19 protein-coding genes and 2 tRNA genes are annotated in these 20,111 nt (G+C 68.4%); 1 reads left to right on the top strand and 20 read right to left on the bottom strand.

Annotation, left to right across the window (positions count from 1 at the left end; translation table 11 throughout):
- Positions 1–108: 108 nt before the first annotated feature.
- The 12 genes from AB4Y80_RS01575 to eno all read right to left on the bottom strand — a co-directional run bounded on the left by AB4Y80_RS01575 (position 109) and on the right by eno (position 10,151).
- On the bottom strand, positions 109–960 hold the full coding sequence (locus AB4Y80_RS01575; protein ID WP_442211531.1) for a Bax inhibitor-1/YccA family protein: 852 nt from the start codon (positions 958–960) through the stop codon (positions 109–111).
- 105 nt (positions 961–1,065) lie between these two features.
- Positions 1,066–1,182 (bottom strand) — tRNA-OTHER (locus AB4Y80_RS01570).
- Positions 1,183–1,475: 293 nt separating this feature from the next.
- Entirely contained in the window at positions 1,476–1,880 is a 405-nt protein-coding gene (locus AB4Y80_RS01565; protein WP_442211530.1) for a hypothetical protein, read from the bottom strand.
- Positions 1,864–2,226: a hypothetical protein gene (locus AB4Y80_RS01560; protein WP_442211529.1), complete on the bottom strand. Its 363-nt coding sequence runs from the start codon at positions 2,224–2,226 to the stop codon at positions 1,864–1,866. Before AB4Y80_RS01560 ends, AB4Y80_RS01565 begins: the two co-directional genes overlap by 17 nt.
- 149 nt (positions 2,227–2,375) lie before the next feature.
- Positions 2,376–2,451, bottom strand: a tRNA-Leu gene (locus AB4Y80_RS01555).
- Positions 2,452–2,519: 68 nt separating this feature from the next.
- Positions 2,520–3,020 carry a GNAT family N-acetyltransferase gene (locus tag AB4Y80_RS01550; protein ID WP_442211528.1) on the bottom strand — a complete coding sequence of 167 codons (501 nt, stop codon included), beginning with the start codon at positions 3,018–3,020 and terminating at the stop codon, positions 2,520–2,522.
- Positions 3,021–3,256: 236 nt separating this feature from the next.
- The gene (locus AB4Y80_RS01545; RefSeq protein WP_442211527.1) at positions 3,257–4,723 is read right to left on the bottom strand and encodes an NAD(P)/FAD-dependent oxidoreductase; all 1,467 of its coding nucleotides are present in this window, start codon (positions 4,721–4,723) and stop codon (positions 3,257–3,259) included.
- A 91-nt stretch (positions 4,724–4,814) separates the two neighbouring features.
- Entirely contained in the window at positions 4,815–6,242 is a 1,428-nt protein-coding gene (locus AB4Y80_RS01540; RefSeq protein ID WP_442211526.1) for a S8 family serine peptidase, read from the bottom strand.
- A 46-nt stretch (positions 6,243–6,288) separates the two neighbouring features.
- On the bottom strand, positions 6,289–7,260 hold the full coding sequence (locus tag AB4Y80_RS01535; protein ID WP_442211525.1) for a Ppx/GppA phosphatase family protein: 972 nt from the start codon (positions 7,258–7,260) through the stop codon (positions 6,289–6,291).
- 50 nt (positions 7,261–7,310) lie between these two features.
- The gene (locus tag AB4Y80_RS01530) at positions 7,311–7,922 is read right to left on the bottom strand and encodes a DUF501 domain-containing protein (protein ID WP_442211524.1); all 612 of its coding nucleotides are present in this window, start codon (positions 7,920–7,922) and stop codon (positions 7,311–7,313) included.
- 106 nt (positions 7,923–8,028) lie between these two features.
- Positions 8,029–8,745: an FtsB family cell division protein gene (locus tag AB4Y80_RS01525; RefSeq protein ID WP_442211523.1), complete on the bottom strand. Its 717-nt coding sequence runs from the start codon at positions 8,743–8,745 to the stop codon at positions 8,029–8,031.
- A 125-nt stretch (positions 8,746–8,870) separates the two neighbouring features.
- Entirely contained in the window at positions 8,871–10,151 is a 1,281-nt protein-coding gene (gene eno, locus AB4Y80_RS01520) for a phosphopyruvate hydratase (protein ID WP_442211522.1), read from the bottom strand.
- A 341-nt stretch (positions 10,152–10,492) separates the two neighbouring features.
- Here eno and AB4Y80_RS01515 point away from each other — a divergent pair, with 341 nt between their 5' ends.
- Positions 10,493–11,266, top strand: a complete 774-nt coding sequence (locus AB4Y80_RS01515; protein ID WP_442211521.1) for a PadR family transcriptional regulator — start codon at positions 10,493–10,495, stop codon at positions 11,264–11,266.
- A 99-nt stretch (positions 11,267–11,365) separates the two neighbouring features.
- On the opposite strand, the gene AB4Y80_RS01510 is transcribed toward AB4Y80_RS01515, so the two are convergent.
- The 8 genes from AB4Y80_RS01510 to AB4Y80_RS01475 form a co-directional block, all read right to left on the bottom strand.
- Positions 11,366–12,112, bottom strand: coding sequence for a MazG nucleotide pyrophosphohydrolase domain-containing protein (locus AB4Y80_RS01510; protein ID WP_442211520.1), 747 nt, complete (start codon positions 12,110–12,112; stop codon positions 11,366–11,368).
- Positions 12,099–13,253, bottom strand: a complete 1,155-nt coding sequence (locus AB4Y80_RS01505) for an adenosine deaminase (RefSeq protein WP_442211519.1) — start codon at positions 13,251–13,253, stop codon at positions 12,099–12,101. The genes AB4Y80_RS01510 and AB4Y80_RS01505 overlap by 14 nt, the downstream gene beginning before the upstream one ends.
- A gap of 32 nt (positions 13,254–13,285) precedes the next feature.
- A complete protein-coding gene (locus tag AB4Y80_RS01500; RefSeq protein ID WP_442211518.1) occupies positions 13,286–14,104 on the bottom strand; it encodes a DedA family protein in 819 nt (272 codons plus the stop codon).
- A 156-nt stretch (positions 14,105–14,260) separates the two neighbouring features.
- Positions 14,261–15,607: a thymidine phosphorylase gene (locus tag AB4Y80_RS01495; RefSeq protein ID WP_442211517.1), complete on the bottom strand. Its 1,347-nt coding sequence runs from the start codon at positions 15,605–15,607 to the stop codon at positions 14,261–14,263.
- Positions 15,604–16,008 carry a cytidine deaminase gene (locus AB4Y80_RS01490; protein WP_442211548.1) on the bottom strand — a complete coding sequence of 135 codons (405 nt, stop codon included), beginning with the start codon at positions 16,006–16,008 and terminating at the stop codon, positions 15,604–15,606. The genes AB4Y80_RS01495 and AB4Y80_RS01490 overlap by 4 nt, the downstream gene beginning before the upstream one ends.
- A gap of 9 nt (positions 16,009–16,017) precedes the next feature.
- Entirely contained in the window at positions 16,018–17,313 is a 1,296-nt protein-coding gene (locus tag AB4Y80_RS01485) for an ABC transporter permease (RefSeq protein WP_442211516.1), read from the bottom strand.
- Positions 17,310–18,512: an ABC transporter permease gene (locus tag AB4Y80_RS01480; protein WP_442211515.1), complete on the bottom strand. Its 1,203-nt coding sequence runs from the start codon at positions 18,510–18,512 to the stop codon at positions 17,310–17,312. Before AB4Y80_RS01480 ends, AB4Y80_RS01485 begins: the two co-directional genes overlap by 4 nt.
- Positions 18,509–20,086, bottom strand: coding sequence for an ABC transporter ATP-binding protein (locus AB4Y80_RS01475; RefSeq protein WP_442211514.1), 1,578 nt, complete (start codon positions 20,084–20,086; stop codon positions 18,509–18,511). The genes AB4Y80_RS01480 and AB4Y80_RS01475 overlap by 4 nt, the downstream gene beginning before the upstream one ends.
- Positions 20,087–20,111: the final 25 nt, after the last annotated feature.

Raw genomic sequence — 20,111 nt, 5'->3', positions numbered from 1 at the left:
GACATCAACTGTCTACACAGGAGTGAGACATGAAGTGTCTACACAGGAGTGAGACATGACACGGGCGATTTTCGACATCTATTGCGGGTCAGTCAGTTGGGAGGGTGGTCAGTCGTTGCCGCGCAGGATGGCCAGCAGGCGCAGGATCTCCACATACAGCCAGACCAGCGTGACCGTCAGGCCGAACGCCGCCGTCCAGGAGTACTTGGTGGGCACCCCGTTCTGGACGCCGCGCTCGATCGAGGTGAAGTCGACGATCAGGGAGAACGCGGCCAGGCCGATCGCCAGCAGCCCCAGCACGACGCCGAACGGAATGTTGGTGCCCGGGATGTCCATGCTGCGCAGGCCCCAGGGCTCGTTGGTGACGTTGAAGATCATCAGCCCGAAGTTGATGAGCGAGAACAGGGCGTAGCCGCCGAGGGCGATCAGGAAGAAGCGCGTCATCTTCGGGGTGGCGCGAACCTTGGCGTTGCGGAAGAGCACCAGGGTCACCGCAAACACGCTGAACGTGCCCAGGACGGCCTGGACCACGATCCCGGGGTACATGGCGTCGAGCATGCCGGAGAGGCCGCCGAGGAACAGGCCCTCAAAGCCGGCATAGCAGAGGATCAGGGCCGGGGAGGGCTCCTTCTTGAAGGAGTTCACCAGGCCCAGCACCAGCCCGACCACCAGGCCGGGGATCATCAGCGCGGGGATGATCCAGCCGATGGCCGCCCCCACCAGGACCAGGGCGAGGGTGCCCACGGTCTTGATGATGACGTCGTCGTAGGTCATGCGGCCGGTCTGCGCCGGGCCCGCCGACGGCGTGTTGTACATATCCTGCAGCTGCTGGGCCGAGAACTGGGCCGGGGCGGACATGGTGTCCGCTCCGCCGGAGAGGAAGCCCCGGTTCTGGCCCTTGCCCGGGCGGTCCGTGAAATTCCTGTTGTTGGCAAAGACCGGGTTTCCACCAAGTGCCATAGTGCTGATTCCTCCAATTAGGGGGTAAATAGTCTTCCTAGCCTACCAAGTTTCGGCCTCCGGCGGGCGAAGTAATGGTCCCTGCGGCGGCCATTTGGTTCAAACTGGTACCCCAGGTCGGACTCGAACCGACACTGAACAGTTTTCCCGTCCCCTATTTTGGTCTTGTCGCATGCAGTCCACGCAAACCCCTTCGTCGCCACTGATGGCGGCAATTGGGACTGGTCATCGAGGCGCCGAGTCCACAACGCTCCACCCCTATTAGCGTCCTCTCGGCCGGAAGAGTCCCCCATACCGGACCGAACCGGCCCAGTACCTTCGAGGAGTCGGCATCCGAAGCGTGCCCCAACTGCCGGGGCCACCGGTGTCATCCCGGCCAGGTAAATCCTTACCGCCAAGCTCGTCGTTTCCGCATGGGACGCGTGGAAGGTCACTCCCGGCACCACGTGGGACGAAGTTGAGGCGAACGGGAAGACGTGGGCTCAGTCCGGCGCCCTCGACGTCGTTATCGACCCCTAGCGAATACGGGCGACCCGGGTGCGCGCGGCATCCAGTTTTCGCTGCATGCGCTGCGGCGCCATGTCGAAGCGGATCCGCTCCGGCGGCCAGAACTGGAGCCACCGCTCCAGCACCGCCACCGCTTTGTCATGCTCGCCAATGCGGGTGTGCGCTTCCGCGGCTTGTTCGTACCAGTAGGCTTCCGGTTCCCAGTCGTCGAACTGCTCCAGCGTCTCGACGGCGTCCATGATCTCCGCGAGTAGGTCAAGGGCGGCCCAGTAATTGCCGCGGGCGAACCAGGCGTCCAGTTCTAGGTGCCAGTCGTTGATGTCCAGGCCGCGCACCACCCGACGCCGGTATGTCTCGGCCGTGTTCACCGCATGAAGGGCCCGACCGGCCTCGGTCCTAGTCTCGGGATGCATTGGCGGAGTTCATTGCAGACATCACGGCACGGACGGCCGCTAATTGGGTGTCGTCCAGGTCTTCGGCTTTGGCTGGCAGGAGGCCGGCGAGCCGGGACGGTTGCTGGAGGCGGTAGTCCAAGCCGTTCGCGGAAGCGTAGATGATTACCTCAGGAGGCGCGCCGAGGCCCCTGGCCAGGCCGTTGATGATCTCCGGAAACGGTTTCGCCTTGACCTCGTACATCATGATTTGCCGGTTCCGGGACCGGGACGGGACCCCGCCGCAGGCGGCCTCCAGCTCAGCCTGGGACCGTCCGTTGGCTAGCCGGGTGACCAGCTGTGCCAACGTGTCGTTGGTTTCTTTCATATTGAGTCCCCCCTCGTGGGCAGGGTCGCAGCATTGCGGCTAGTTCGACTATTTCAAGTAGTCAAATAGGCCCTCAGCCTACGCCGCCTGGCGGCATTCCGCCGGTGAAAGCCCTAGGCCAAGTCACAGTAGTCCACGCCTGCACAAACTGGTACCCCAGGTCGGACTCGAACCGACACTGAACAGATTTTAAGTCTGGTGCCTCTGCCATTGGGCTACTGGGGCGCGAGGGCATCGCCCCTGCATTCTTAAGACTACTGGATGGCGCGCGGCCACCACCAACGGCCCGGGCCCTAGAGGCCGTTGAACGGCTCCGCATACCGAAAATGTCCGCGAATGCCCGCGTGGAAGCCGGTCAGGGGCAGGGCCATGAAGTGCGATCCCCACGACGGGTCGGGCGAGGCGATGCCCACCGAGTCCGCCGGGACAAATCCAAAGCGCGGGTAATAGTCGGTGCCCCCGAGCAGCACGATCACCGTCTCCCGCAGCTCATTCGCGGCGTCGATGGAGGCGTGCATAAGGGCCGAGCCGATCCCCTGGTTTTGGCGCGCCGGCAGCACGCCCAGGGGTCCCAGGCCCAGGGCCGGGACGTTGTCGATCCAGCCGCGCGTGCTGATCACGTGGCCCAGGATCTCCCCGTCGGCCGACTCCGCAAGGATCGAGAGCTCGGGCAGGTACTCGCGCGAGGCAAACAGCTCCCGCAGCAGCCGCGCCTCCGCCGCGCCCGGGTACGCGGCCTCAATCACGGCAAGGATTTCCGGCCGGTCCGGGGGGCGCTCCCGTCGAATGATCATCCGGCCATTGTATTCCCCCGCCCCGCCCCGGCCACCGGGACCCCCGCGGACAGACCCGGAACCGCGAGGAAGGCGTTGGGCGGCAGCGTTGCTGCGGGGCAGGGTCTGCCTGGCGGCGCAGGGTCTGTCCGGCGGCCCAGGGTCTGCCTGGCGGGCGGGGCCTGCCGGGGACCAAAAGCGCGACGGCGGCCCTCCCGCAGGTGGGGAGGGCCGCCGTCGGGCGGGGGGTGCGGAGCCTACTTGGACGCGTGGGCGTCTTCCTTGACTTCTTCCTTGACCTCGGAGGTGATCTCGACCGGCTGGGCGGCCGGGGCGTCCTCGACCGGCTTGGGCGCAGGCTTCGGCTTCGGCGTGGCGGCACTGACGAACGATGCGCGCGGGGTCATCAGGCCCTCGAGCTGGGTCAGGTCGCGGCCGGTGAACATGGTGATGAACCAGTCCATGAGCACGCGGAACTTGCGCTCCACGGTAGGCATGGCCAGGCCGTGGTAGCCGCGGTGCGCCAGCCAGGCCGGGGCACCCTTGAGCTGGATGCCCATGATCTTGGCAACACCCTTCCACTCGCCGAAGCCGGCAACGGCACCGAGGTTCTTGTGCTTGTACCCGGTCAGCGGCTTGTTGAAGCGGCTGGCCCACAGGTTCGCGGCGAGGCGCTTGGCCTGGCGCAGGGCGTGCTGGGCGTTCGGGACGCAGGTGCCGTCGGGCAGGCCGCCGGTCACGTCCGGGACGGCCGCGATGTCGCCGGCGGCCCAGGCGTTGGGGATGACGCCGAACTCGCCCGAGACCTGCAGGTTCACGTTCACGGACACGCGGCCGCGCGGTTCCACCGGGAAGTCGGTGGAGCGCACCATCGGGTTCGCCATGACGCCGGCGGTCCAGATGAGGGTGTCGGCGTCGAACTGCTGGGCCACGGTCTTCGCCGGCAGGTTGATGAGCTTGAGGTTGTGGTCCTCGGCATTGTCCAAGGAGGTGTTGAGCAGGACCTCGATGTTGCGGCTGCGCAGGTGCTCGACCACCCATAGGGCCTGGGACTCGGTGACCTCGGGCATGATGCGTCCCATGGCCTCAACGAGCACGAAGCGGAGCTCGGATTCCTCGATGCGCGGGTTCAGCCTGGCGGCGGCGCGGGCCATGTCCTCCAGCTCGGCAATGGTCTCGATGCCGGCAAAGCCGCCGCCGACGACCACGAACGTCAGGGCGCGCTTGCGCTTGGCGGGGTCGGTCTCGGTGGAGGCCTTCTCGATCAGCGACAGCACCTGGTTGCGCAGGGCCACGGCCTCCTCGATGGTCTTCAGCCCGATGCCGGATTCGGCCAGGCCCTTGATCGGGAACGTGCGGGTGATGGCGCCGGCAGCCAGGACCACGTCGTGGTAGGTCAGCTCGAACGGGGCGCCGCCGTCGGCCGGGGCAATGACGGCCGTGCGGTTCTCGTGGTCGATCCCGGTGACGGAACCCTGGATCAGCTCGGTCTCGCGTAGGTGCCGGCGGTGGGAGACGACGGCGTGGCGCGCCTCAATGTTGCCACCGGCCACCTCGGGCAGGAAGGGCTGGTAGGTCATGTAGGGCAGCGGATCGACGAGGGTGACAATGCCACCGGACTTCGCGATCTTCTTCTGCAGGCGCAGGGCCGTGTACAGGCCTACGTAGCCACCGCCGACTACGAGCACGCGCGGACGGGTTGAATATGTTGGTGTGAGTCCCATGTCTCAATGATACAACCGTTTGTGAAAACATTCACTAGCGCATTAAGTGACGTGCGTCATCCGGGCGGGCGCCGGCCAGACGGCCCCGCCCTCAGTGCTTGTTGGTGCCGGAGGACGCCGGGGCCGGGCCGGCCGGGGTGTCGGCGCCGTGCTTGCCGCCGTCACCCGCCCCGGAACCCACGGGTGCACCGGAGGCCTCGGTGAGCAGCCGGCGTCGTGCGACCAGCAGATGCGTGCCGCCGGCCAGGATGACCAGCACCAGCAGGCCCGCCGAGCCAAGAACCACGACGGCCGGGGTGGCGCTGGCCAGGGCGGCGTCCGGCAGCGGTGACGGCGCGGCGGCGTCGGTCAGCGTGGACTTGGGCTGGGGTGCGGTGGCGGCGGCGCCGGCGGACGGCGGCAGCGACGCCTGGCCGCGGCGGTGCACCCGAATCCAGTCGGTGATGCTGCCCAGCGGGTTGCGCGTCGCCAGCGGGACGTCGGCGGACAGCGCGGCCCGGGCGTCCAAGATGCCGTAGCCGTAAATGGCGTTGGGAACCCCGTCGCCCTTGGGCTTGGCCGTGCTGATGATCCGGTTGATCACCTGGGCCGCCGACATCTTCGGGTACTTGGCGCGGATCAGCGCCGCGACCCCGGCCACGATCGGGGCCGCGCCGCTGCTGCCGCTCCACCGGGCGTAGCCACCGCCGGGGAGGCCGCCGGCCAGGTCCTCGGCCGGGGCACTGACGCCGATGCTGATGCCCTGGGAGGAGGAATCGACGCTGGCCGTCCCGTCCTTGTCCAGGCCGCCCACGGCCAGGACGCCGGGGATGGTGGCGGGGGCGCCCACCTGTTCACTGCCGGTTTTCCGGTTGCCGGCCGCCGCCACGATCACCACGTCCTTGGCCTCGGCATAGGCAAACGCGGCATCCCAGCTTTGCGGCCAGGCCGTGGACGTGCTGCCCAGGGACATGTTGATGACCTTCGCGCCATGGTCCACGGCCCAGGTCACGGCGGCCGGAATCTGGTCGTCAATGTTCTTGCCGGAAGGGTTGTTGCTGCCGAGCCAGACGGAGATGCTCAGCAGTTGCGCCTTGGGTGCGACGCCGATGACGCCCGCGGGGCCCGCGCCCACCTTTTCCTTGGCATTCGCGGTGCCCTTGGTGGCGGCCGGGGCACTGGAATCGGCGTGGCCGCGGCCGGCCAGCATGGTCGCCACGAGGGTGCCGTGCTCGGGTTCGGCCCCCACGCCCTTGGTCCCGCCGGCGGCGCCGGAGCCGGACATGTCCACCCCGCCGACGACGGCGCCCTTCAGATCGGGGTGCTTTGCGTCGATGCCGCTGTCGATCACGGCCACTTTCACGCCGGCGCCCTGCGAGATGTCCCACGCCTTCGTGATGCCCGACTGGTCCAGCCAGTATTCGCGGTTGCGGATATCGTCGGCGGACGCGGCGGAGGCGCCCACCAGGGCCATCGGCCCCAGCAGGGCAAGCGTCAGCGCGGCCGCAGCGACGCTGCGCAACCGTGGCACTACAGGCATGAACACTCGATTCCGTTGCGGTCGCCGGCCGGGGATGTCCTGGTCCTCAGGACGGGTCCCCGGCCGCGCCCAGGGCAATTCCGTCCAGAATATCGTGTTCGCTGCTGGTTGCCGCATCGAGCCGTCCCCCGGTCAGCGCCGCGAGCCGCCGCAGCACGGTGCGCCAGATCAGCGCTCCCGCCCCAATGACGTCCACGCGGCCCGGGTGCATGATGCCCAGGGCCGCCCGGTCCGCCCGGGCCATGCCCAGCAGTTCCGAGGCGGCCTGGTCAATGTCGGCCAAGGGGACGACGGCGGCATGAATCACCTCAGCCTGGTAGCTCGCCAGCCCGAGCGCCCGGGCGGTGATGGTGGTGACGGTGCCGGCCACGCCCACCACCTTCGTCACGCTGCCCAGTGCCATCGTGGCCTGCACTTCGGCCAGTATGGCCTCGACGGCCGCCTCCGCGGCGGCGATCTCCGCGGCGGTTGGCGGGTCGCTGCGCAGGAACCGTTCGGTGAACCGGACGCACCCCATGTCGGTGCTCAGCCCGGCCCGGACTCCCCCAGCATTGCCCACCACGAACTCGGTGCTGCCGCCGCCCAGGTCAACCACCAGGACCAGTTCGTCATCCAGGGCCGGCAGCACGCTGGTGGCCCCGGCAAAGGACAGGGCCGCCTCCCGGGCACCGGAAACCACTTCCGGTGCCACGCCCAGGCGGGCCGTGATGCCCTCCACAAAAACGTCGCGGTTCCCGGCGTCGCGGGTGGCGCTCGTGGCCACGAAACGGATCCGTTCCACGGCGTTGGCGCGGATCAGGGCCGCATAGTCCGTGACGGCGGCAAAGGTGCGCTCCAGCGCCTCGGGGGCCAACATGCCCGTGGCGTCCACGCCCTGGCCCAGGCGCACCACGCGCATCTCCCGGTGCACGTCGGTGAGCGTCACGGCAGCATCGCCCGGGCCGCCCGCGCCGGAAGTGACGTCGGCGATGAGCAGGCGGATGGAGTTGGTACCGCAATCAATGGCGGCTACACGCATGGAAGGGCCTTTCGGGGCGGGAGGCTGGGCAGGCGGGGAGGGAACCGGCACTATTCGTCGGGGAGGTGCCGCACATGCCGGCTCAGGTCCTTCCGGGGCACGGGCGCCGCATCGTCCCAGGCCCCGGCGCAGTGGCACGTGTCCGCGGTCCACCAGGGGGCCAGGGCGGCCACGGCCTCGTCGCCGAGCGGATTCACGCCGGGACCCGCGGCCAGGGCGTGCCCCACGAGGACGTGCAGGCATTTCACCCGGGTGGGCATGCCGCCGGCGGAGATCCCGTCAATTTCGGGCACGGGCCCGGTGCCGGCGCGCCGGCCAAGGTCGGCGCGGGCCGCCAGGTACGCCTCGTGCGCCCGCCGGTACGCGGCCGCCAGGGCCGTATCGGCAGCCAGCCGGTCCGTCATCTCGGTCATCAGCCCGGCGGCCTCCAGCCGGGACGCCGCGGCGGTCAAGACGGGATGGGTGAGGTAGTAGGTGGTGGGGAACGGGATGCCGTTGCTGAGCCGGGGGGCGGTTGCGGCCACCAGCGGATTGCCGCACACGCAGCGGGCCGGGATCTCCACGACGTCGCGGACGGGCCGGTTGAGCTGCCGGCTCAGGGTGTCCAGATCGTGTTGGGTGGGTTCGGGCCCGCGTGCGGCGGGGCTTGCTGATGCGGACACCGGCGTCCTTCCTTCGAAATGATGTGGCGGCGGGCTGCTAACGGTTTCCTCCGCCAGGTTCAACCTGCCATTTTATCGTGCCGGCGGCCCACGCGATCGCCGGCGGCTATTTCGCCGCCGGCGCCGGCGTGGGCACCGTCGTGGCGCCCTTGGTCTTTGACTCCTTGGCGGCCGGCTGTGCCGATTTTTGGACGGCGTCCCACAGCCCGTCCACCCATGGCTGCGTGGTGACCGCCAGGGCGTTCTTTGCGGAGGCAATGCCCGGGGTTGTCGCGGATTGGCCCTGCGGGAGGACGCCGTTGGCGCCATACACCCAGTAGCCGGTCTCACCGGGCATGAGCATGCTCACCCTGTCCCGGGCCTGCTGGCGGATATAGGCCGGATCGTCCCAGCGGGCCAGCTCGGTGACAATCCCGGACCGGATGGTCTGCTGCGCGGCGATATCGGCCTTGAGCGCGGAAATCTCGGCGCGCTGCTCCATGAACGTGTGGACGTTGGGGGTCAGCATGATGGTGAGCACTCCCATGGCCAGGGCCAAAACCAGCAACCGGCCGGAAAACGAACGCGCCGGCACGGGGGCGGAGCCGGCCCCGTCGCGCCCGATCACCCCGGGCCCAAAACTGCCGGGCCCAAAACTGCCGGTGTCGGTGCCGGCGGTGACCCGCCGGCGCCCGGCCTTCGCGGCACCGGAGGTGCGGTGGCCGCCGGACTGTGGGGCCGGCGTCGTGCCGTGCCCGGACGGCTCGCCTGCCGTGGCGGACTCGGGGACCGCAGTCCCGGCCGTGTAGTGAGCGCTGGGCACTTTGGGGCGACGCGTGGCCATGACTCTCCTGATACTTCTGCGACGGCCCTCCCGCGTCACCGCCGGCATGGCCGACGGCTCCAACGGGTGCGGCCGGGCGACCGGCTAGGGTGTGTATTCCACCTTAGCCAGTCGCCGGCGCATCTTTAGGCCGTGAAACGCGGGAAAGCGCTGCGACCTGCATAACGTGCCGCATCCTCGAGGTCCTCCTCGATGCGCAGCAGCTGGTTGTACTTGGCCACGCGCTCGGAGCGGGCCGGGGCGCCGGTCTTGATCTGGCCGGCATTGGTGGCCACGGCGATGTCCGCGATGGTGGTGTCCTCGGTCTCGCCGGAGCGGTGCGAGGTGATGGTGGTGTAGCCGGCGCGCTGGGCCATGGACACGGCGTCCAGGGTCTCGGTCAGGGAGCCGATCTGGTTCACCTTCACCAGAAGCGAGTTGGCGGTCTTGGTCTCGATGCCGCGGGCCAGGCGCTCCGGGTTGGTCACGAACAGGTCGTCGCCCACGATCTGGACCTTGTCGCCGATCGCGTCCGTGAGGGCCTTCCAGCCCTCCCAGTCGTCCTCGTCCAGCGGGTCCTCGATGGAGACCAGCGGGTAGTCGCGCAACAGGTCCTCGTAGTAGGCGCTCATCTGGGCGGCCGTGAGGGACTTGCCCTCGAACTGGTACGTCCCGTCCTTGAAGAACTCGGAGGAGGCCACGTCCAGGGCCAGGGCAATGTCCTTGCCGGCCTCGTAGCCCGCGCGCTTGATGGCCTCCTGGATCAGGTCCAGGGCGGCACGGTTGGACGGCAGGTTCGGGGCGAAGCCGCCCTCATCGCCCAGGCCGGTGGACAGGCCCTTTTCCTGCAGGACGGCCTTGAGGTTGTGGTACACCTCAACGCCCCAGCGCAGGCCCTCGGAGAACGTGGACGCGCCCAAGGGGACGATCATGAATTCCTGGATGTCGACGTCGGAATCGGCGTGCGAGCCGCCGTTGAGGATGTTCATCAGCGGGACCGGCAGCACGTGGGCGTTGGGGCCGCCCAGGTAGCGGTACAGCGGGAGGTCGGCAGACACGGCCGCGGCGCTGGCCACGGCCAGGGAGACGCCCAGGATGGCGTTGGCGCCGAGCTTGCCCTTGTTGGGGGTGCCGTCCAGTTCCAACATCATGGAGTCAATCAGGCGCTGTTCGGACGCGTCGATGCCCTCAAGTTCCGGGGCGATCGCCTCCAGCACGGCCTCAACGGCCTGCAAGACACCCTTGCCCTGGTAGCGGGCCTTGTCGCCGTCGCGACGCTCCACGGCCTCGAAGGCGCCGGTCGATGCCCCGGAGGGAACGCCGGCCCGGCCCACCGAGCCGTCCGCCAGCAGGACCTCGACCTCAACGGTGGGGTTGCCGCGGGAATCCAAAATTTCGCGTGCGTGAATGGCTTCAATAAGTGCCACGTAGTGCTCCTCAAGCTTCGAGCGGATAAAGGTCGACCTCGCTGTCGCCTCAATCCTAACGGGTCGCGATGACCGGACACCCATTGCTACGCATGGGACGCAGCGCCCGGCCGGTGCTGAGCCGGCCGCCGGGAAAAGTTTCTCCATCCGGGGTATGGAATCACCGAATGCAGCGATATATCGTTAAGTATCGCGATGTATCATGCCGCGAGTACATGCCATCAGCGGCCGCGACCGCAACACCGCGCCGCCGCCTCGGGCGGACCCGGAGAGTCCCCGTACAGGGGCTCCGCGTCACCGCCCTCCCTCATCCAAAATCTGTCCTTGAACAGGCAAGAGTCATGAACAACTTCAACAATCCGGAACAATCCTATTGCTTTCCTTTCGGTCAGGCCCGCTGCCACCACGACCACCACTCCCCCACCGGCGAAGGTGAATTTTCCGGTCCGGGTGATGAGCGCGGCGGCGACTTTCCCGAGGGATCCGGGCACGGTCCGCACGACCGCCACGGCCACGGCTTCGGTTTCGGCCCCGGGTTCCCTCCGGGGTTCAGCGGCGGATTCGGTCCCGGCTTCGGCGGGTTCAGCGGTGGCTTCGGCCCCGGCTTCGGCGGCTTTGGCGGCGGCTTCGGCCCCGGTTTTGGTCCCGGCTTCCGGGGCGGGATGGGCCGCGCCGGTCGGGTCCGCAAGGGCAATGTCCGCAGCGCGATCCTGTCCCTGCTCAGCCGGCACAGCTACAACGGGTACGGCCTGATCGGTGCCATCGCCACCCATACCGACGGCGCCTGGCGTCCGAGCCCGGGCTCCATCTACCCCGCCCTGGCCGCACTGCAGGCCGAAGGACTCATCGCCTCGGTCGGCAACGGCAAGCGCACCGAATTTGAGTTGACGGACGCCGGGCGCAGCTACGTGGCCGACCATGCCGAGGAAATGGCCCAGGTGTGGACCGAGGCCCACGACGAGGCCAGCGTGAGCGCCGAGCTGCGCACGAGCATGGGCAAATTGATCGGCGCCGTCCAGCAAATCGGGCTTGGCGGGTCCGAGGAGCAGATCAAGGCCGCCACGGAGGCCCTGGATGCGGCCCGTCGGACCGTCTACAAGCTGCTGTCCGACTAACGCCCGCGCACCGCGTCCCACGAACGCTGCCCACCCGCTTGACCGCTGCCGGGCCGCAGCGTCCATGCGGGCCGGCAGCGTCCAAGCGGGCCGGCAGCGTTAGGGTGCCTGGTACCGGCGCACCGCGTTGCGCAGCGCCCGTTCGGCATCCAATCCGCGGGCCCGCGCGGCACGGACGACGTCGAAGAGCAGCTCCCCGAGTTCGTCCTCCGTTTGCGGCGGGCCGTCCGGTCCGCCTGGCCCCGGTCCGCCTGGCCCCGGCAGGGAGGGCCCGGACAGGGCGGGCCCCGGCGAGCTTGCGGACGGTGGGAGGGTGCCGCCCAGGCCTGCGGCAACGGCACGGTCCAGGGTCTTCGCGGCCAGGGCCAGGGCCGGCAGGGACGCCGGCAGGGAACCGTACACGGACGCCGCAGGAGCCCCTGGCGCCCCGAACCCCTCGGCCGACTTCGCCGCGGCATAGTTACGCTCGATCTCGGCAATGCTTTGCGGAAACCGCTCCTGCAGCGTCCCGTCGCCGCGAAATACGTGGCTGTTGCGGCGCACCAGTTTCTCGCGCAGGTGATCGGCCACATCCGCCAGCGTGAATCCGCCCGCCTCCTCCTGAAGGCGGGAATGCAGCATCACCTGGTAGAGGATGTCGCCCAGTTCCCCCTTGAGCTCGCCGACGTCCAGGGGCCCCGGACCGGCCTCCACGACATCGGCGAGCTCATACGATTCCTCGATCAGGTAGGTGATCAGCGACTCGTGCGTCAGCGCCGCCGTCCACAGGCAGTGCTCGCGAAGGTCCGTGATGACCGCCGCCAACCGCTCGACAGCGACCCCCAGGGCGGGATTAGTCCTGGTCATCACCGTCAAGGGCGTCCTCGTAAAACTCGATGATGTAGTCGGCCAGCTGCTCGCGCGCCTCGATCGGCAGGAACGCGGCGTGCACGGCGTTGAGCGTGAGCTCCAGGATGGTCTCAATGTCATAGCCAAACGTCTTGGCCAGGAGCTCAAACTCCCCGGTCAGCGTCACCCCGCTCATCAGCCGGTTGTCCGTGTTGACCGTGACGTTGAAGCCCAGCTGGTGCAGCAGGTCGATCGGGTGCTCGGAAATCGTGGTGCCAAACGCGGCAATGGCCCCGGTCTGCAGATTCGAGGACGGGCACAGCTCCAACGGGATCTGGCGGTCGCGCACCCACTGGGCCAGGTCCCCCAACGAAACGGTGCCGACGTCGTGCCCGTCCTCCTCCTGCACGTCCAGGTGGATGTCCTCGGCAATGCGCACGCCGTGGCCCAGGCGCAGCGCCCGGCCGTGGACCAGCGCGTCCTGGATGCTGTCCAACCCGGCGGCCTCGCCGGCGTGGACGGTAGTCGGGAAGTTGTTTTCGGCCAGGTAGGTGAAGGCCTCGGTGAAGAGCGACGGCAGGAAACCGTCCTCCGCCCCCGCGATGTCAAAGCCCACCACGCCGTTGTCGCGGTGGCGCACGGCCAGCTGGGCGATTTCCGCGCCGCGATCCGCATGCCGCATGGCCGTGACCAGCTGGCCCACCTCGATGTAGCCGCCGGCCTCGTCCACGGCGTCCATGCCCGCCTCCAGGCCCTCCTGCACGGCCTCGACCGCCTCATCCAGCGTCAACCCGCCGGTGAGGTGCTGCTCGGGCGCCCAGCGCACTTCCCCGTACACGACGCCGTCGTCCGCCAGGTCCTCGACGAACTCGCGGGCCACGCGCACCAGGGCGTCATGGGTCTGCATGACCGCAATGGTGTGATCAAAGGTTTCCAGGTAGCGCACCAGCGAGCCGGAGTCCGCCGAGTCCAGAAACCAGCGGCGCAACTCCTCCGGGTCCGTGGACGGGAGCGTGTGGCCCGCCTCGGCGGCCAGCTCGATGATGGTGGCGGGGCGCAAGCCGCCGTCCAGGTGGTCGTGCAGGGAAACCTTCGGCAGGGATTTCAGGTCGACGGGGGACGGGGAAACGGGCAGGGGCTCTGTAGTTGGCTTAGTCACGTTCCAACTCTAGGGAGCGATCCGGGCCCGCGCTAGTTCTTGGTGGTCCCCTGCGCTACGGGCGTACCGGCAATTTGTTTTCCGCGTTCGACGCCGGTCGGCGCCGGGCGCGGCGCGTTTGGTCCGGCGGCGGCCGGGGCCGGTCCGGCCGCTGCCTCCGCCCGGGCGCCCGCCTGGGCCGCCTCCGCCCGGGCCGCCTCGGCGCGGGCGGCCGCGACCAGGGCGACGGCCATCGAACCGGGGGCGGGGCGGGGCGCCAGCTTGCCGCGCTTTTCCAGGTAGTGGTGCAGGTACTTCATGGCGTGGTCCACGAGGAAGCCGATGACGATGGCAAAGGTAATGGCGATTCCCACGCCCAGCAGCGGGTTGTCGTGCACCCAGCGGCCGGCGAAGGTGCCCACCGCCACGGAGTAGCCGGCCCATGTCACCACGGCCACGCCGTCGAGCACGGCAAACCGGCGCCACGGGAAGCTGGTGGCCCCCGCGGTGAAGTTGACGGCGATCCGGCCCACGGGGATGTACCGGGCCGTGAAGATCAGGATGGCCCCGCGCTTCTCCAGTTCCCGGCCCGCCCAGGCGAACGCCTTCGCCCCGCGCGGCCTGCGCATCCACTTGAACCGGGTGGTGCCAAGCCGCCGGCCCATAAAGTAGGCAATGTTGTCGCCAATCACGGCCCCGATGCTGGCGCCGAGCATGAGCAGCCAGATGTTGGGCAGCCCGGTCCGTGCCGCGATCGAGGACAAGGCCACAATGGCCGTCTCGCTGGGCAGGAACAGGAAGAAACCATCGATCAGGCAGAACAGCGCCACGAGTGGGGTGACCCACCACTGGGCGGCTGAGTGCTCGATCACGAAATTAATCTGATCGATGGTGTGCAAGAAATCCACCGGGGATGGTTCCTCTCCTCTGGCGGGCTGTCACTCATTAGTTTCCCACGTTGGGAGCGGTCCGGGTATCAGTCTTTGGGGCTATCTTTCCCCCGGCGCTCTGGCGAGGGGACGGGCGGGTCACCCGATGCGCTCAATGATCAGTTTCGACGCCGGGGCGGAGCCCTCCGGCGCAATTGTCACCGCATCCTCCAGGGCCTGACGGGCGCGCCCAAACCGCTCCGGCGTGTCCGTCAGCAGGGTCATCAGCGGCTCCCCGGCCCGCACCAGCGCGCCCGGCTTGGCGTGCATCCGCACCCCGGCGCCGGCCTGGACGGCGTCCTCCTTGCGCGCCCGTCCGGCCCCGAGGCGCCAGGCGGCGACGCCCACGCTCAGGGCGTCGAGCCCCACCAGCACGCCGTCGGCGGGTGCGTAGATGACCTCGGATTCGCGGGCCGCCGGCAGCGCGGCGTCCGGGTCCCCGCCCTGGGCGGCGATCATCCTGCGCCATACGTCCATGGCCCGGCCGTCGCGCAGGGCCGCCGCGGGATCGGCGTCGCGGACCCCGGCGGCGGCCAGCATTTCCTCCGCGAGCCTAACGGTCAGCTCGACGACGTCTTCCGGGCCGCCGCCGGCGAGCACCTCCACCGATTCCGCCACCTCGATGGCGTTGCCGGCGGTCAGGCCCAGCGGCGTGGACATGTCCGTGAGCAGGGCCACCGTGTTGACCCCGGCGTCCTGGCCCAGCGCCACCATGGTCGCGGCCAGCTCGCGGGCATGATCGGCATCCTTCATGAACGCCCCGGAGCCGACCTTTACATCCAGCACCAGCGCGCCGGTGCCCTCGGCGATCTTCTTGCTCATGATCGAGGAGGCGATCAGCGCGACGGACTCCACCGTGCCGGTGACGTCGCGGAGGGCGTAGAGCTTCTTGTCGGCCGGGGCCAGACCCGCCCCGGCCGCGCAGATGACGGCGCCCACCTCGGAGAGCTGGCGCATCATCTGCTCGTTCGTGAGGTCCGCCCGCCACCCGGGGATTGCCTCCAGCTTGTCCAGCGTGCCGCCGGTATGGCCCAGGCCGCGGCCGGACAGCTGCGGAACCGCCACCCCGAACACCGCCACCAGCGGCGCCAGCGGCAGCGTGATCTTATCCCCCACCCCGCCGGTGGAGTGCTTGTCCGCGGTGCGCATCGGCACGCCGGCCGGGGTGCGCAGGGCGGAGAAGTCCAGGCGTTCCCCGGAGTTGATCATGGCGGCGGTCCACTGCGATATTTCCGCCCGGTCCATGCCGTTGAGCAGGATGGCCATGTTCAGGGCGGCCATCTGTTCATCGGCGATGGCCCCGCGCGTGTACGCGTCGATGGTCCACGCGATTTGCTCGGCGGTGAGCGTGCCGCGGTCGCGCTTGGTGCGGATGATGTCGACGGCGTCGAAGGCGGTCCCGGCAGGGCCGGAAGAGGCAGGGCCGGAGGGCGAGGCGTGGGTCATGGTGTTCTCTCCAGGTTCTCGGGGCCAAACGCGTCAGGGAGTATCTCCTCCATGGTCCGGATCCCGCGGCCGGTCATCAGGACCATCCCGGGGGCCCGGAATTCATGGAGCAGCTGGCGACAGCGCCCGCACGGCATCAAGACGGCCCCGGCCGCATCCACGCAGTAAAATGCCCGGATCCGGCCGCCGCCGGTCATTGCCAGCGCACCCACCAGCGTGCATTCGGCGCACAGGGTGAGCCCGTAACTGGCGTTTTCAACGTTGCAGCCGCTGACCACCCGGCCATCCTCGAGCAGGGCGGCCGCACCCACGGGGAACGCCGAATAGGGCGAGTAGGAGTTCTTCATGGCCGCCGTGGCGGCTTCCTTCAACGCGTCCCAGTTGATGGCGGCGGTGTCCATGGTCATCGGCTATCCCTTGATGTAGGGAAGGCCGTCGGCCGCGGGGGCGCGGGACTTGCCCACGAATCCGGACACGGCCAGGATGGTCAGTGCATACGGGAGCATCGCCAGGAACTGCCCGTCGATGGGCGTGCCGGCCAGCGAGAGGATGCTTTGGAGGTTGCCGGCCACGCCGAACAGCAACGCGGCCAGGGCGGCGCCGATCGGATTCCAGCGGCCAAAGATCAGCGCGGCCAGCGCGATGAAGCCCAGCCCGCCGGTCATGTCCTTGCTGAAGCTGCTCACGGCCACCAGCGTGAAGTAGGCGCCCCCGACGCCGGCCACGGCACCGCCGGCCAGCACGTTGAGGAAGCGGGTGCGGTTGACGTTGATGCCCACCGTGTCCGCGGCCTTGGGATGCTCGCCCACGGCGCGGATGCGCAGCCCCCACCGGGTGCGGAACAGGCCAAACCAGAGGGCGGCCACCAGGAACATCATGAAGTAGCCGATGATCGACTGCCGGAACAGGGTCGGGCCCAGCACGGGGATCTGGGACAGCAGCGGGATGGGCAGATCCGGCAGGTGCGCGGGCTGGTTGTAGATGTTGGCGCCGTCGACCTTGATCTTCATGATCTTTTCAAACAGGAACCCGGTCAGGCCGGAGACCAGCACGTTCAGCACCACCCCGACGATAATCTGGTTCACCACGTACTTGATGCTGAACGCGGCCAGCAGGAAGGAGACCAAAACGCCGGCCACGGCGGCCGCGAACAGGCCCGCGAACGCGTTCTGGGTGATGGAGGAGACCAGCGACGCCGTGAACGCGCCGGCCAGCAGCTGCCCCTCGATGGCGATGTTGACCACGCCGGAACGCTCGCACAGCACCCCGGACATGGAGCCGAAGACCAGTGGGATGGTAATGAGCATGGCACCGGTGAACAGCCCCACGAGCGTGATGTTCTGGGTCTTGGTCCCGCCGATGATCCACACCAGCAGGCCCAGGACAAACACCACGGCAAACGTCATGGTCACCCATTTGGCGATGCGCCCGTCGCGTTTCATCGCCCGGTAGGCCAGGGCGGCCAGGACGACGCAGATGAGGGCGGCAACGATGCCGAACCCCTTGGCCGGCAGCACCAGCTGGGGGACCTGCCATAAATCGTTGTCCTGGGAGATGCGGAAGGTGGCGTGCCCGTCGGGTCCGAGCAGGACGAAGACGACAACCGCGAACAGCGCCAGGGCCCCAAACAGGATGGGGGTTTTCCAGCTCCGGATCGCGACCCGGTCCACCAGCTTCGCCGGCTCGATGTTGGCTGCGACGCTCATGCGCTGGCTCCTTCACGGCGTACGGCCTTGATCCGGAAGATGGAGCGGATCAGCGGCGGGGCGGCGATGAACAGCACGATCAGTGACTGCACCACCGCAACAATGTCAATGGAAACGTCGGCATTGACGGCCATGGAGGTGCCGCCGGCCTTGAAGGCGCCAAAGAGCAGGGCCGCAAAGAACGTCCCCCAGGGCGTGGAGCGGCCCAGCAGGGCCACGGTGATCGCGTCGAAGCCGATGCTGCCGGCGATCTCGGAATCCAGGGACTTTTCGGTGCCGGCAATCTGCGCGACGCCGGCCAGCCCGGCCAGGGCGCCGGAGATCAGCATGACGGTGATGTAGCCGCGGGAGACGAGCATGCCGGCGGTGCGGGCGGCCTTCGGGTTGGCGCCGATGGCGCGGTACTCAAAGCCCAGGGTGGAACGGTTGAGCAGCCACGCCACCCCGATCACGGCCAGCACGGCCACGATCAGCCCGGCGTGCACGCGGAAGTTGGGGCCCAGCAGCAGCGGCAGCACGGCGGTCTCGTGCATGGGCGAGCTGATCGGGTTGGTGCTGCCGGGGGCCTTGAGCTGGTTTTTGAGCAGGTACAAAACCAGGGACACGGCAATGTAGTTGAGCATGATGGTCACGATGACCTCGTGGGCGCCGGTCCGGGCCTTGAGGAATCCGGCAATGCCGCCCCAGACGGCGCCGCCCACGGCGCCGGCCAGGATGACGGCGAGCAGGTGGATCACCGGCGGCAGCTGCATCTGGAAGCCGACGACGCCGGCGAAGGTGGCGCCGATGATGATCTGGCCCTGGGCGCCGATGTTGAACAGGCCGGCGCGGAAGGCGATGGTCACGGCCAAGCCGGAAAGGATCAGCGGCGTGGCGAACGTCAGGGTCTCAAAGATGCCCAGCTGTCCCTGCCAGGTGCGGGCCGAGGGATCGTAGGTGGCTCCGCGCCACAACGCCCCGTAGGCGTCGGAGACGGACGCCCAAACGGCCGACAACGTGGCGCCGGGGTCCGCAAAAAAATAGCCGGAGGCGGCGGCGACGCGCGGGTCCGTGACCGCGATCAGGATCCCGCCAATGATCAGCGCCACGATGACGGCCAGCACCGAGATCATGGCGTTGCCGCTCATGATCTCCCGGACCAGCTGCCCGCCGCGGCCGGACGCCGGCGCGGGCTGGGGTTTGGTTTGCGTCTCGCTCACGCGCGGTCTCCTTCGGCGGTGCCGGTCGTCTTGGTGGTCGGCGCGGCTGGCGCCTGGAGATGCTCCCTGGCCTCCTCGGCGGTCAGCCCGGCCATCATTAGCCCCAGCAGCTCGCGGCTGGACTTGCCGGGGACGATTCCCATCAGCTTGCCGGCGAACAGTACGGCGATCCGGTCCGCCAACTCAAGCACCTCGTCCAGTTCGGTGGAGACGATGACCACCGGCGTGCCGGCGTCGCGTTCGGCCACGATGCGCTTGTGCAGGAATTCGATGGAGCCCACGTCCACCCCGCGGGTGGGCTGGGAGGCGATGAACAGTTTCAGCGGCCGGGACAGCTCGCGGGCCAGCACCACTTTTTGCTGGTTTCCGCCGGAGAGCGTGTCCGCCGAATCCTGGGCCGAGAGGGTGCGCACGTCGTATTCGGCCACTTTTTGCTCGGCGTTCCTGGCGATGACGGCCCGGTTCATGCTGCCCCCGCGCGAGTACGGGGCCTTGGTGTACAGGTCAAGGATGAGGTTTTCGGCGATGGAGAATTCCCCCACCAGCCCGTCGTCCTGGCGGTCCTCGGGCACAAATCCGACCCCGGCGTCGAGCACCTGGCGCACGCTCTTGCCCACCAGTTCGCGCCCGGACAGGGTGATGGAGCCCTGGACGTGCCGTTGCAGGCCCAGCACGGCCTCGGTCAGTTCGGTCTGCCCGTTGCCCTGCACGCCGGCGACGGCGAGGATTTCCCCTTGGGCGACGGCGAAGGTGACGTTGTCCACCAGCCGCTGGCCGGCGTCGTTCATCACCGTCACGTTGGTGACCTTGAAGGTGTTTTCCCCGGGCTGGGCGTCGGCCTTCTCCAGCGTCAGGCTGACCGCCCGGCCCACCATCATCGAGGCCAGCTCGGTGGTGGAGGCGGAGGGCTCGGCGTTGCCCACCACCTTGCCGCGGCGAATGACGGTGATGGTGTCCGAGATCGCCTTGACCTCGCGCAGCTTGTGCGAGATGAACACGATCGAGGTGCCGCCGGCCTTCAACTGGCGCATGATGTCCATGAGCTCGTCGGTTTCCTGGGGGGTGAGCACGGCGGTGGGCTCGTCCAGGATGAGGATCTTGGCGTTGCGGACCAGCGCCTTGATGATCTCCACGCGCTGCTGGACGCCCACGGGCAGATTTTCCACCAGGGCGTCGGGGTCGACGTTGAAGCCGAACTTCGCGGAGATCTCCCGGATCTTCTGGCGGGTGGCCTCCAGGTTCAGGACGCCGCCAAACGTGGTTGACTCCCCGCCCAGGGCCACGTTCTCGGCCACGGTGAAGACCGGGACCAGCATGAAGTGCTGGTGGACCATGCCGATTCCGGCGGCCATGGCGTCGGCCGGGCCGGAGAATTTCACGGGTTTGTCGTCGATGAGGATTTCCCCGGCCGTGGGCTCGTACAGGCCGTACAGGACGTTCATCAGGGTGGATTTTCCGGCGCCGTTTTCACCGAGGAGGCTGTGGATCTCGGCGGATTCAACCACGACGTCGATGTGGTCGTTGGCCACCAGGGCACCAAAGCTCTTGGTGATGCCCCGCAGTTCTAGTTTCAAGGATGTGCCCGCCTACTTCGGTGTT

The organism is Specibacter sp. RAF43 (genome assembly GCF_052114065.1).
Lineage (GTDB): Bacteria > Actinomycetota > Actinomycetes > Actinomycetales > Micrococcaceae > Specibacter.
This window is presented reverse-complemented; position numbering and strand designations above follow the sequence as displayed.

Excerpts from the sequence above, each read along its gene's own strand:
- AB4Y80_RS01515 (WP_442211521.1), top strand. The coding sequence starts at position 10,493 with ATGAACAACTTCAACAATCCGGAACAATCCTATTGCTTTCCTTTCGGT.
- AB4Y80_RS01490 (WP_442211548.1), bottom strand. The coding sequence starts at position 16,008 with ATGGACACCGCCGCCATCAACTGGGACGCGTTGAAGGAAGCCGCCACG.
- AB4Y80_RS01495 (WP_442211517.1), bottom strand. The coding sequence starts at position 15,607 with ATGACCCACGCCTCGCCCTCCGGCCCTGCCTCTTCCGGCCCTGCCGGG.
- AB4Y80_RS01535 (WP_442211525.1), bottom strand. The coding sequence starts at position 7,260 with ATGCGTGTAGCCGCCATTGATTGCGGTACCAACTCCATCCGCCTGCTC.
- AB4Y80_RS01525 (WP_442211523.1), bottom strand. The coding sequence starts at position 8,745 with ATGGCCACGCGTCGCCCCAAAGTGCCCAGCGCTCACTACACGGCCGGG.
- AB4Y80_RS01550 (WP_442211528.1), bottom strand. The coding sequence starts at position 3,020 with ATGATCATTCGACGGGAGCGCCCCCCGGACCGGCCGGAAATCCTTGCC.
- AB4Y80_RS01565 (WP_442211530.1), bottom strand. The coding sequence starts at position 1,880 with ATGCATCCCGAGACTAGGACCGAGGCCGGTCGGGCCCTTCATGCGGTG.
- AB4Y80_RS01545 (WP_442211527.1), bottom strand. The coding sequence starts at position 4,723 with ATGGGACTCACACCAACATATTCAACCCGTCCGCGCGTGCTCGTAGTC.
- AB4Y80_RS01540 (WP_442211526.1), bottom strand. The coding sequence starts at position 6,242 with ATGCCTGTAGTGCCACGGTTGCGCAGCGTCGCTGCGGCCGCGCTGACG.
- AB4Y80_RS01510 (WP_442211520.1), bottom strand. The coding sequence starts at position 12,112 with ATGACCAGGACTAATCCCGCCCTGGGGGTCGCTGTCGAGCGGTTGGCG.
- AB4Y80_RS01485 (WP_442211516.1), bottom strand. The coding sequence starts at position 17,313 with ATGAGCGTCGCAGCCAACATCGAGCCGGCGAAGCTGGTGGACCGGGTC.
- AB4Y80_RS01560 (WP_442211529.1), bottom strand. The coding sequence starts at position 2,226 with ATGAAAGAAACCAACGACACGTTGGCACAGCTGGTCACCCGGCTAGCC.
- AB4Y80_RS01575 (WP_442211531.1), bottom strand. The coding sequence starts at position 960 with ATGGCACTTGGTGGAAACCCGGTCTTTGCCAACAACAGGAATTTCACG.